Below are 10,169 nucleotides of genomic sequence, written 5' to 3'. Positions count from 1 at the left end.
ATTTTTCGCGTAGCTGCTGGGTGATTTCCAGCGTTCGCGCCGCCGTCATCCTGTGCTGACGGTTCATCGTCTGCTGCAATCTCACCAGATTGAACGGAAGCGGCGGGGCGGTTTCTTTCTCCTGCACTCCAGCGGCTTTTATATCAGCGTCCTTGCCACGTAAACGTGCTGCCAGTGCATCGGCATAACTTTTGCTGACAAGACGCTTCTTGTCGTCCTGCGGCGCATTTTCGTTGACCTTCCAGTGGGCGGCGAATTTTTGACCGCTTACGGCAAAGTCACCGATAAGCTGGTAGTAAAAACTCGACGTGTGCGACTGATTGGCAAGATAGCGACGAACTATCAGCCCGAGGATCGGCGTTTGTACCCGCCCGACGGACAAGACGCCCCGATAGCCCTTTTTGCGTCCTTCAATGGTATAGGCGCGGGTCATGCTCATGCCGTAAATCAAATCGCCAGCGGCTCGTGCGAGTGCTTTGCGGTAAATGCCTTTGAACTGGTGATTATCTTTCAGTTGGGACAGTGCTTTTTTAACGGCGGCGTCGGTGTTGTCATTAATCAGCAAACGCTTAACCGGCTTGTTGTTGCCGGTATATTCCAGCAACTCCTCAACCAGCAATTGCCCCTCGTCGTCCGGGTCGCCTGCGTGGACAATTACATCCGCCTTTTTGATGAGGTTAATCACCGTTTGGGTATGCGCTTCCTTTCCGGCAATCGGCTCATAACGCAACGGGTAAAGCTGCAATGGCAAATCCTCCGCTTTCCACTGTGCGTAATCTGGATTATACGCTTCCGGCTCAATCGATTTTAGGAGATGGCCGTAGCACCATGTTACGATGTTATCGGCTGATTCAAGATAGCCGTCTTTTTTCTGGAAATTACCCCCTAGCGCTTTAGCAATATCCTTCGCCACAGAGGGTTTTTCTGCTATATACAAATTCATTTTTTCATCCTCGTATTTTGCCAAATCGTTTCATGATGTCGCCGACGATTGCCGGATCTGCCGTGGGGCAACCGCCCAGAAAATCACGCCGTTTCACAAATGTTTTCCACGGGTCAAAACCGTGTCTGCCAAATTTTCTGAGTGAGAAAAACTGACTCACTGCGCCGCTGCATTCGCTTTGATTATTGCCCTGCAATTTTCCGTACATGCACAGCACCACGGTACAGGGATCGCCTGAGTCCACTTTTTCATCAGCAAGAACGGCATGATTAACAGCGAGTAATAATCCAATGGCGATAAGCGTATTTTTCTTCATCATTTCTGGCCTGTTTTGGTATATTTAATTGTGATCTTCGATTGTTTACTGGATGTATGGCATTTATGCGTTTTTTAACTCTCTCCCTGTTTAATAAAGCACCTTGTCTTCTGCTGCCGTTTTTCCTGATGGCCTGTGATGAATCGCCCAAAGTGTCCTCGCTTGCGCCATTACCGCCTTACCGGATTGCGCTTGGTGAGATGGGGAAGGGTTTTCAGCAGGAGGTGTCTAATATGCTGATCCAGCAAGAGGTGTCTGGCGGTGAAAGTCCAAACACTGCGACGGTGACTATCGAACAATCCGATCTGCTCGATGATGCTGTTCAGGCAGAAAGGTCAATTTTCAAGCTTGCTTTTCGTGATGGGAAATGGGTTATCGAGAGCCGGATTAATCAGCAGCGCTGTTACCCTGAGCGTGGTCATCAAAGTTTCTCAACGGCACCGTGTCATTAACACAGAATGATACGGTGCAATAGATCTAAGGATTTTGTGTTAGGCCATGAGTCCCAATGGTGAGATCACAATCGTACAAATCTGGTGAATCATCATTTAGTTTTCTTCCTAACATATCTGGATTACTTTTCGTGCAGGTGATCGCCGGGCTGGACAGGTGGCTCTTGCCCATTCCGTTATCAGATACAATGTATCCCCCTAACCCTTGAGCATACTCCAGATGTTTATAAATTTCTTTAGCTTCTTTATTGTTGAAGTGAATTGATAGTGTTGTATTTCCGTTATCATCTTTATCTCTACTCAAAGAAGTATTCGCAAAAACACATGAAGGGTAAACCATAGTGGCAAGCATTACGGATAAAAAAAGGGTTTTTCTCATAGAAGTTTCTCCTTAGTTAAAAAATAATAACAGGAGATTATAACGCTATTTATCAGAGATAACGACTTTCGATTTATTAATGTTATTGTATTAATTTTATGTTAATGACAGCAGGTAATAACGTAGGCCGACTCTTCGTGTTGATGACCCACAAATTTGAGACCAGCGGCATACCAACCGACGGGGCAACGATATTCTCTGAAATCGCGGCCACCCCAGTTACCCATCTGTTTGCATTCGCGTTGTTGCAGCGAGGCCCCTGACGTCCAGCGTCCATTTTGGCACGATAGTAAAGCGCCTTCGGGGGTTCGGCCTACCAACCCGTTAGGGCTGCATCCCCAACCGGGTTGTACAGCGTTTTTTTCACCCAAGTGCAAAAATTCGTCGGTAGACAGGCGGCCATCGGCCCTTACCGTGCCGCCTTTCAGTTGACCGCCGGTGTAAATCCCCTTGTTGTTGACTGAGCGTATCCAGTCGTTATCGTTCATGTAGAATCCGCCGCCGTGCGCTTCATTTAACCAGCCTTTTCCGTGCTGCGTAGCCAGCCGCTGTGACTTTTGATATTGCCACCTGCATTGATTTCTTCCGAATAATTCCCCTTTTTCGCATTAACGGTATTGGCGTTATTGAGATTGTTACCGCCCATATCGATAGCGGTGTGCATCCGATTTAACTCAGGCTTATGTTTTACCTGAAAGCGATACAGTCGGTCGCTTTCCTGCAATACGCTACCCAATATTTCTGACGATAACGCAATGGCAATATGCCCGTGGCGACAGTCGAGGCCAAAATCCCTTGGCTGGCTTGTCCAGCCGCCATAAGCGCCGGTAGCGATATTTTTCTCATCGACATAACCGCCCATACCGGTGATCTGGGCGGCGACTCGGCGCATCCCTTTTTCTGACAGGGCGTCACCCTGTACGCTACAGGTGAGCGCCTGTAGCGCGGGCTGGCCTTTGGCGCTGTTTTTCACGACGCCGGTTACGTATTGCTGACCCAAGCCGTTTTTCTCGGCGAAGCCCTGTTGCAGATAACCGTTTTTAATCAGTAACGACGGCGTAATACGGTAGGGCAGGGGTTGATTGAGTAATTCATCACGATGGTCAGCAATGTACTGTTTTGCCGCTTCATTAAACTGGCTGGCATGACGGGCGGCGACAACCCACTCTTGCTCATCCAGATAGTCACTGTCACGAGTTTCGCACCAATAAAAAAACGCTCTATTTTTAAGTTTAATTCAGCATGATATATAAATAGTCAAAACCTTATAAATCAAATACAACTTATTGTAATTTAAGAAAATTTATGTTTTTTAGTAACTTGCAGATTAATCATTGCTTTTAAGCCATTTTTAGAATTTTATATGCCTGTGCGAAACTCGTGACTGTATTTTTCTGCGCCAAACAATCCTGCCATTGCTACAATCACCAGTGCGCCTAACACCTCCAGTGAGACAAAACCGCGATGGATCGCCGCCCTGTTTGCGTTTGCATGATTTTTCACGTTAATTTCCATTTGAAATTTAATGAATGAATATTTTTTATCTGCTGATGTTGACTCCGTTCACCAAATTTGCAGATAACTTATCCAGCCTTGATAATAAATATCACGGCAATATTTTTTGGGCGCGTTTCATTGGTGGTTCTCACCACTCTGGAAGCATCAAAGCCAACCTGAAATGTCGCTGTTTCGTGCGTGCCAGAGTCACCCGGGCCAATAAAACCATCATTCCTGAATACTCCACCGAAAGACGCGTCACCTGCCAGCCCCTGAGACCATGTCATGGAGGGGAATTTTCCGGTGATATTCTGCATCGCATCATGCTGCTGGCTTAAGAGTGACACGAGTTTCGCACAGGCATATAAAATTCTAAAAATGGCTTAAAAGCAATGATTAATCTGCAAGTTACTAAAAAACATAAATTTTCTTAAATTACAATAAGTTGTATTTGATTTATAAGGTTTTGACTATTTATATATCATGCTGAATTAAACTTAAAAATAGAGCGTTTTTTTATTGGTGCGAAACTCGTGAGTGATCTGGACGGTTCCGAATCAATGCCCGCGCCATGATCGAGTGCACGAACAAAACGCCCGCGAAAATCAGGCAGTTTTAATGAGGGATACAGCAAGGAAAGGTCGGGATATTGGCGTTTATTAAAAGATTGCCCGTTTAACTCAAGCCAGTCCGGGGGTAAAACTGAACCCCCCCACATAACAATGGTTCCGATGGGGACACCTGAACTCCTCGCCCATTTTCCCTTGACACAGGAAACGGATTCTCCGGTCTCTATCCGGGAAACGGTGCCATCGGGATAACAGGTAGCACCGGCGATAACCTGTGAACTGGGGTAAAAATAGTTTGCATTAATCACATTCGCGCGGGTTATGTCGTTATCGCCCATATCGATAGCGGTGTGCATCCGGTTTAGTTCTGGCCGATGCTTCACCTGAAAGCGATACAGCCTGTCGCTTTCCTGCAATACGCTGCCAAGTATTTCCGACGATAACGCAATGGCAATATGCCCGTGACGGCAGTCGAGGCCAAAATCCCTTGGCTGGCTTGTCCAGCCGCCATAAGCGCCGGTAGCGATATTTTTCTCATCGACATAACCACCCATCCCGTTAATCAGGGCAGCAATCCGCCGCATTCCTTTCTCGGACAAGGTATCACCCTGTACGCTACAGGTGAGCGCCTGTAGCGCGGGCTGGCCTTTAGCACTGTTTTTGACGATGCCGGTCACATACTGCTGACCAAAACCATTTTTCTCCGCGAAGCCCCGTTGTAAATATCCCTTATTTATCAGCAAGGAAGGGATAATACGTTTGGGGAGCGGCTGGTTGAGTAGCTCATCACGATGGTCAGCAATATATTGCTTTGCAGCTTCATTAAACTGACTGACATGACGGGCAGCCACTTTCCATTCCTGCTCATCCAGATATTCACTGTATTTCTCTGCACCGAACAATGCAGCCATTGCCACAATTACCAACGCACCCATGATTTCCAGCGAGACAAATCCGCGATGGATATCATGTTTATTTTTTTGTATTATTTTTTTCAACGTATGACCTCCTGAATATAATTTCCCATCAGCCAAAAGTGGTCAATTGCCGCTACCCCACACAAAAACGGTGCAAACGGTGCTGAACGATAATTGACGTTTTCTTGCCACCGAATTGGATGGCGTAATCTTCTTGCCAGCAAAAAGAGGCCACCTGAAACAGCGGCACCACTGATAACCCAAAGAACAGCAGGGAAGGAAAACCACAGGCCCAATCCCGCCATCAGGTACACATCGCCCAAACCAAATTGCGCGCGGTCATCGCGACGATAAGCAAGGGTTCGCAGTCCCCAAAGCACACCAAAGAGACTTAACGCGGTGAGCAGGGCGGTTAATCCGCTTTCCGGAGACAAGATAAAACGCCAGACGGCTCCTGTGAGACCAAACGCCAGCGTAAAACAGCGCGGTAAGCAGCGACTGGCCGCATCCAGATAGATAAACAGGGCTAAAAAAGCGAGGAAAACGATTGCTGCTGCCCCATGTAGCGGCGAGGACGCTAATATTGTCGACAGAAAGGTTAATCCGGTAAAAATTACCCCCGTTACCTTCACTATCCGACCGATGGTTGACAGCGGGCGCTCCTGATGAACATCGAGAAAATGCCTTGCGACAATGACCACGCCGCTTTGCACGATGATGGCGCACAGTTCCAGCAAAACCAGACTCACCGCGCTCACGGCTTCCTCCTGTCACCGCTGATAACCGGCCAGTAGCGAGCATAAATCTGTTGGGCATAGCGTAAGCGTTTCTGTTCATTGCGCGGATGAAAGCCTGCGTTATACGACCCCAGACAGGCCCAGTTGACGCCACACTCGCGTAGATGCTGCGCCAGTATCCACGCGCCGATTTTGACGTTAAGGCACGGCTGATTGAGCAAATCCTGCTGATCGCGAATGACCCCCATTTTTTGGAGTTTAGGGATATGCGTCGAATTGATCTGCATCAGCCCATAATCGGTACTCAACACCCGCCCCTGTTTATCCCGATTGATATTGACCGCTCTCGCAGAGAGGCTGCTTTCCTGCTGGGCGATGGCTTTGAGCAGTTTAGGGTCAATCTGGTATATCGCGCCGGCTTCATTAAAACAAAATGCCTGGGCCGCCGTGGTCATGCTCATGGCAAGCCAAAAGGGGATAATTTTCATGTTAGCGCGCCTTAAATGCAGAAAAAGCAACACCCGCCTTTCCTGCATGGAAAGGATGAGAAAAATTAAAAAAGAAAGGGAAAATCAGGTATTGGATTTAAAGATAAGGGTATTCACGCCGACCGAGCCATTATCCGCTTTGCATTGCGTCCCGGCCTTTTCTGCGGTGACGGCTCCCACATTGTTGGTACCGGAAATCGAGACCTCATGTATCATCGCGCTGCCGCTCAGTTTGGTTGCCATGATGACACAGGCGTCTTGCGGCACATTCTTATAGGTCACTGAAAAGCCTTTGTTATTGGCTGACCCCTGAATTTTTTCCGGGGAAATAATCACGTCACCGCCCCAGCCGTTGGCAATCTTGGCCGAGCCGCTCGCCTTGTCACCGTTAATGGTCATGCTGCCCGGTACGCCGCCAAACTGCACAAGTGTACCGGTCATTTTGGCTCCACTGCTAAACGGGTATTCGCCCTGCGTTTTTAACATGCCACGGGCTTGCGTCACCAATGCCTGCACATTGGACATTTCATCGTTAAGGGTGCTTTTATTAAACAGGATAGAGACGGCGCTGACAGCCAGCACAATGGCGACCGCAATAATCGCCAATACTCCCATCGCTTCCAGACTTAAAAATCCTCGGTGCAGCGTTGCCTTGTTTTTCATAACGTCCTCTTTTGTTTGTGAATAAAACGACATATTACTTTTCATTCCTTACCCCATTTGATTGACCATGGTGTTTAAATCACTGCTGGCTAATAGCAGCAGCAACATGTAGCCGAACACCAACAAAAAGCAGAAAGCCGTTAAATAGCGTGATGTTTTCTTGACCTGCGAAATGGTGATCTGCAACCAGCGGTCGGCATAGCGCTCAAGGCTGTTTTCGGCTCCCGCGCCTTCGGTTAACAGCATCATCTGATTGACACACTCCCGCGAGGGGAAGTGATAGCCGCTACTTTTTAAGGCCAGCCCCAGATGTTCGCCCTGTCGCATATAATGCAGGGTTTCATTAATGCGCCTTTCCAGCCACGGACTGGCGGTTTCACCGAGCATATTCACCGCCTGCATCACCGGGATATTGACCCGCAGTAACGCCGCAATATTCAGCAAAAAGTAAACCCCCTGCACCGCGCGATACACTGACCACGGCGGCAGGTGGTCGGCGATTTTCCGGTTTGCCCAGTGTCCCATTGACCAGACAATCAGGGCGGTAAGTGCCAGCAGGCTAAACAGCAGTAACCACTCGAAATGAACTATAAATTCAGAAATGCCGGTGAGCAGGCTAAGCGCGCCCTCCCACTTTTCGCGCGGTATCAGCCTGTCCAGCTTGGGGATAAATTTGTTACACACCATGTGCATCATCAGCACCACGATACCCAGCAGAAAGCAGGGGTAGGCCAGTGCCCCAAACAGGGCGGAGACCATGGTTTTCTTGCCCTCCACAATCTGGCTGGCACGACGCAAGGCGTCGGAGAGCTTGCCGGAGAGGATGCCTGAGCCAATCAGGGTAGCTTCCTGAACCGGCACCCATTCGAGCAATACCTTTTCAAACGCGCCTTGCCCCTCATCCAGCGCCGACAGGCAATCGGTCAACAACACCGCATAGGGATGATGTTTGCGGCCAAAATCGGTGACAACGTTGCGCATATCGATAAAGGCTTGCTGCAACGATTTGTTGTTATCCAGCAAAAAGGCCAGCATGTCGTAGAAGGCGATGCGGTCTTTGGCGGAAAAGGTTTTTTGGTAAATCCATCTCAGTGTTGCGTCAATGCGAGGTTTGACGGCAACAAAGGTTGACGTTAATGAGGGCAACATTGGTTTTTCTCTCATGTTGATGGGGGAACCACTTGAAAACGTATCAACTGTCCCTATATGAAGAATGCGAACGTAAGATTTAAATAAATGCGTGCTAAAGGAGGATATTATGGCCTATCGTTCTTTCTCTCTCATTCCCGCACTCAGCAATCATCTGCTGTCTGACCGTTTTACCCAGATAGATAATCTGTTTAGCCGTTTGACCGGTGAAACCCCGGTTGCTGATACGCCAGCCTATAATCTGCTGCAAAAAGATAAAGAGCATTATGAAATGACGGTGAGCGTACCGGGTTATTCGCAGGATGAACTCGATATTTCGGTGCTTAATAACCAGTTAACCCTGAGCGGTAAACCGAAGGCTGAGGAAACAGAGGCTAACGAAGAAAAAGACGGTATCAAATGGTTGCATCAGGGCATCAGGAAAAGTGCGTTTTCCTTAAGTTTCAGCCTTGAGCATCGGATAACGATCCAGCAGGCCAATCTGGATAAAGGATTATTAACTCTGCAATTTACTTATGATATTCCTGAACAGGAAAAACCACAGAAAATCGCCATTGGCGTTCAAAATCAATCAGGCCGTGTGCTTGAACACAACGCTGCTTAATTATAGCGCCCCTGATTGGGGCGCTTTTGTAGATGATAAAAAAATCAAGCCGCTTTCACGATGTAGTTAAAGGAAATATTGCGTGGGCGGGTTTCTTCGGCTGTTCGTGTTACGCGGGAGGAGTCTAAATGTCCCTGATATCCTCTCCACTCGTCATTTCTTGACGTTGCATCGTAGCCAACAGAATTCTTTTTATCACAATAAAAAGCACCGTTGGGAGGGAAGTTTGAATCAACTGCTTGGTCATCCATTGCCCATTGTGCCCAAATTTTCTGCATGGCATCACTTTGAGAACTTAATATATGTCTACCAGAGTCTACATTACGTCCTGCATCCCAACCCCGAATAAATTCTCCCCGTAAATCAGGTAACTTTCCATCAGGGTAACATTTTGCAAGTTTTGGGTATTTTTCTTTATCAAATGCCTGACCATGACAGACAAACCAGCCTTTTGGCGGTTCTGCAAGCGGATAGGGAAAAGGAATACCTACCAGTTCGTCAATCGATATATATTGTTCTGTCATGATGTTATGTCCTTTTTTAATTTTATCGCTATCCCAGTTAGTCTTATACTCAAAGGCTAACTGATAATCATAATCTTCTGGATTAATCCAATGATAAAATAAGGGTTGCATCAAAGGTATCCAGTGCGTTTCAACATCAAAGTTACCGTTGTTGATATTATTCGCTGCCGATATACCAAGTCGTTCAAGCAGCGAATTATCATCACCACAATCAGATGAGTATTCATGGTTTATACCCAGTTCTGTTTTCTTATCGAACCAGTGAAGACATAATCTAAGGCCCATATTTAACTCCATTAATAACTTTAATTTACTTTATTCCATATTTTTTCTCGGTAACAAATTTTGGCTCTTTCCAGTTAGGGCCTTTTTCTGGCAGAGGTTTGCCTGTTTTTTTTAATTTACCTTCTTTAAAAAGTCTTTGGTGTGTTTTTAATAATTCCCCATGAGCAACAACCTCAAATTTGTATTTAACATACATTCTATCGATACTCGGATAGGGAGTGCGTAGAGCAAAATGTAAAAGAACATCCTCTACGCTTTCATTTTTGTAAATACTTTCAATATCTAACATTACTTACCCCCTTCTGCTTTGAGATACGCTTCCTCGGCTTCAGGTGTATACAGAGTCTGCGTTTTCTCATTAACCTTATAGTCTTCTAACGTTGCTGTATGAGTGTTATTCCAAACTTCGTCATAGTTTTCTGGTATCATGCCATCTTTAATGCCAAGATTTCGGTACCGTTCCAGTGTAAGCGTCGTTAAATCCCCACATTTTTTCACTTCTCCTAATTTGTCATGATGTTCGACGCTAACAATTAAGGAGAAATATTAGATGGGAATTTACCGTACAGACGAGAAATGGCGAGCTATCATTGAAGCTCAAGAATATTCCGGATTAAATCCAACTCAGTATTGTCGTCAAAATGCC

At 46.8% G+C, this 10,169-nt stretch carries 16 protein-coding genes and 1 pseudogene; 3 read left to right on the top strand and 14 right to left on the bottom strand.

The window, feature by feature from the left end:
- Together CBG25_RS07090 and CBG25_RS07085 are read right to left on the bottom strand one after the other, a co-directional pair.
- On the bottom strand, positions 1 to 943 hold a 943-nt coding region (locus CBG25_RS07090; protein ID WP_290605639.1), incomplete at its 3' end, for a DNA topoisomerase.
- A 4-nt stretch (positions 944 to 947) separates the two neighbouring features.
- Positions 948 to 1,262 (bottom strand): TrbM/KikA/MpfK family conjugal transfer protein, encoded by a 315-nt coding sequence (locus CBG25_RS07085; RefSeq protein WP_290605635.1) that lies wholly within the window; start codon positions 1,260 to 1,262, stop codon positions 948 to 950.
- Positions 1,263 to 1,411: 149 nt separating this feature from the next.
- Between CBG25_RS07085 and CBG25_RS07080 the strand changes: the two genes are divergently transcribed.
- Entirely contained in the window at positions 1,412 to 1,711 is a 300-nt protein-coding gene (locus CBG25_RS07080) for a hypothetical protein (protein ID WP_290605633.1), read from the top strand.
- A gap of 25 nt (positions 1,712 to 1,736) precedes the next feature.
- Here CBG25_RS07080 and CBG25_RS07075 read toward each other — a convergent pair whose 3' ends face one another.
- The 4 genes from CBG25_RS07075 to CBG25_RS07060 form a co-directional block, all read right to left on the bottom strand.
- A complete protein-coding gene (locus CBG25_RS07075) occupies positions 1,737 to 2,090 on the bottom strand; it encodes a hypothetical protein (protein WP_290605631.1) in 354 nt (117 codons plus the stop codon).
- Between the two features lie 101 nt (positions 2,091 to 2,191).
- On the bottom strand, positions 2,192 to 2,578 hold the full coding sequence (gene pilV, locus CBG25_RS07070) for a shufflon system plasmid conjugative transfer pilus tip adhesin PilV (RefSeq protein ID WP_290605629.1): 387 nt from the start codon (positions 2,576 to 2,578) through the stop codon (positions 2,192 to 2,194).
- Positions 2,579 to 2,604: 26 nt separating this feature from the next.
- Positions 2,605 to 3,270: a shufflon system plasmid conjugative transfer pilus tip adhesin PilV gene (gene pilV, locus CBG25_RS07065; protein ID WP_290605637.1), complete on the bottom strand. Its 666-nt coding sequence runs from the start codon at positions 3,268 to 3,270 to the stop codon at positions 2,605 to 2,607.
- A gap of 179 nt (positions 3,271 to 3,449) precedes the next feature.
- The gene (locus CBG25_RS07060) at positions 3,450 to 3,593 is read right to left on the bottom strand and encodes a hypothetical protein (RefSeq protein WP_290605625.1); all 144 of its coding nucleotides are present in this window, start codon (positions 3,591 to 3,593) and stop codon (positions 3,450 to 3,452) included.
- Between the two features lie 26 nt (positions 3,594 to 3,619).
- On the opposite strand from CBG25_RS07060, the gene CBG25_RS07055 reads away from it, so the two are divergent.
- Positions 3,620 to 3,925 (top strand): hypothetical protein, encoded by a 306-nt coding sequence (locus tag CBG25_RS07055; protein ID WP_290605623.1) that lies wholly within the window; start codon positions 3,620 to 3,622, stop codon positions 3,923 to 3,925.
- A 143-nt stretch (positions 3,926 to 4,068) separates the two neighbouring features.
- Here CBG25_RS07055 and pilV (CBG25_RS07050) read toward each other — a convergent pair whose 3' ends face one another.
- The 5 genes from pilV (CBG25_RS07050) to CBG25_RS07030 form a co-directional block, all read right to left on the bottom strand.
- Positions 4,069 to 5,154 carry a shufflon system plasmid conjugative transfer pilus tip adhesin PilV gene (pilV, locus tag CBG25_RS07050; protein ID WP_290605620.1) on the bottom strand — a complete coding sequence of 362 codons (1,086 nt, stop codon included), beginning with the start codon at positions 5,152 to 5,154 and terminating at the stop codon, positions 4,069 to 4,071.
- On the bottom strand, positions 5,151 to 5,831 hold the full coding sequence (locus tag CBG25_RS07045; protein ID WP_290605618.1) for an A24 family peptidase: 681 nt from the start codon (positions 5,829 to 5,831) through the stop codon (positions 5,151 to 5,153). The genes pilV (CBG25_RS07050) and CBG25_RS07045 overlap by 4 nt, the downstream gene beginning before the upstream one ends.
- Entirely contained in the window at positions 5,828 to 6,298 is a 471-nt protein-coding gene (locus CBG25_RS07040; RefSeq protein WP_290605616.1) for a lytic transglycosylase domain-containing protein, read from the bottom strand. Before CBG25_RS07040 ends, CBG25_RS07045 begins: the two co-directional genes overlap by 4 nt.
- 84 nt (positions 6,299 to 6,382) lie before the next feature.
- Entirely contained in the window at positions 6,383 to 6,961 is a 579-nt protein-coding gene (locus tag CBG25_RS07035) for a type 4 pilus major pilin (protein ID WP_290605612.1), read from the bottom strand.
- A 48-nt stretch (positions 6,962 to 7,009) separates the two neighbouring features.
- Positions 7,010 to 8,125, bottom strand: a complete 1,116-nt coding sequence (locus tag CBG25_RS07030; protein WP_290605608.1) for a type II secretion system F family protein — start codon at positions 8,123 to 8,125, stop codon at positions 7,010 to 7,012.
- A gap of 94 nt (positions 8,126 to 8,219) precedes the next feature.
- Here CBG25_RS07030 and CBG25_RS07025 point away from each other — a divergent pair, with 94 nt between their 5' ends.
- On the top strand, positions 8,220 to 8,714 hold the full coding sequence (locus CBG25_RS07025; protein ID WP_290605604.1) for an Hsp20 family protein: 495 nt from the start codon (positions 8,220 to 8,222) through the stop codon (positions 8,712 to 8,714).
- A 44-nt stretch (positions 8,715 to 8,758) separates the two neighbouring features.
- On the opposite strand, the gene CBG25_RS07020 is transcribed toward CBG25_RS07025, so the two are convergent.
- The 3 genes and pseudogenes from CBG25_RS07020 to CBG25_RS07010 form a co-directional block, all read right to left on the bottom strand.
- Entirely contained in the window at positions 8,759 to 9,523 is a 765-nt protein-coding gene (locus CBG25_RS07020; RefSeq protein ID WP_290605602.1) for a colicin E3-like toxin immunity protein, read from the bottom strand.
- A gap of 25 nt (positions 9,524 to 9,548) precedes the next feature.
- Positions 9,549 to 9,812 (bottom strand): immunity protein, encoded by a 264-nt coding sequence (locus CBG25_RS07015; RefSeq protein WP_290605600.1) that lies wholly within the window; start codon positions 9,810 to 9,812, stop codon positions 9,549 to 9,551.
- Positions 9,812 to 9,988, bottom strand: a pseudogene (locus tag CBG25_RS07010) (S-type pyocin domain-containing protein); the annotation flags it as partial. The pseudogene CBG25_RS07010 and the gene CBG25_RS07015, both read right to left, overlap by 1 nt.
- Positions 9,989 to 10,169 lie beyond the last annotated feature (181 nt).

The sequence above is a fragment of the Arsenophonus sp. ENCA genome (genome assembly GCF_002287155.1).
GTDB lineage: Bacteria > Pseudomonadota > Gammaproteobacteria > Enterobacterales > Enterobacteriaceae > Arsenophonus > Arsenophonus nilaparvatae.
The sequence above is the reverse complement of the archived record's forward strand: the minus strand, read 5'-3'. Positions and strand labels throughout refer to the sequence as shown.

What these genes read in the sequence shown, in the direction of transcription:
- pilV (WP_290605629.1), bottom strand. Translation starts at nt 2,578, where the DNA reads ATGAACGATAACGACTGGATACGCTCAGTCAACAACAAGGGGATTTAC.
- CBG25_RS07015 (WP_290605600.1), bottom strand. Translation starts at nt 9,812, where the DNA reads ATGTTAGATATTGAAAGTATTTACAAAAATGAAAGCGTAGAGGATGTT.
- CBG25_RS07075 (WP_290605631.1), bottom strand. Translation starts at nt 2,090, where the DNA reads ATGAGAAAAACCCTTTTTTTATCCGTAATGCTTGCCACTATGGTTTAC.
- CBG25_RS07020 (WP_290605602.1), bottom strand. Translation starts at nt 9,523, where the DNA reads ATGGGCCTTAGATTATGTCTTCACTGGTTCGATAAGAAAACAGAACTG.
- CBG25_RS07055 (WP_290605623.1), top strand. Translation starts at nt 3,620, where the DNA reads ATGAATATTTTTTATCTGCTGATGTTGACTCCGTTCACCAAATTTGCA.
- CBG25_RS07030 (WP_290605608.1), bottom strand. Translation starts at nt 8,125, where the DNA reads ATGAGAGAAAAACCAATGTTGCCCTCATTAACGTCAACCTTTGTTGCC.
- CBG25_RS07040 (WP_290605616.1), bottom strand. Translation starts at nt 6,298, where the DNA reads ATGAAAATTATCCCCTTTTGGCTTGCCATGAGCATGACCACGGCGGCC.
- CBG25_RS07035 (WP_290605612.1), bottom strand. Translation starts at nt 6,961, where the DNA reads ATGAAAAACAAGGCAACGCTGCACCGAGGATTTTTAAGTCTGGAAGCG.
- CBG25_RS07025 (WP_290605604.1), top strand. Translation starts at nt 8,220, where the DNA reads ATGGCCTATCGTTCTTTCTCTCTCATTCCCGCACTCAGCAATCATCTG.
- CBG25_RS07085 (WP_290605635.1), bottom strand. Translation starts at nt 1,262, where the DNA reads ATGATGAAGAAAAATACGCTTATCGCCATTGGATTATTACTCGCTGTT.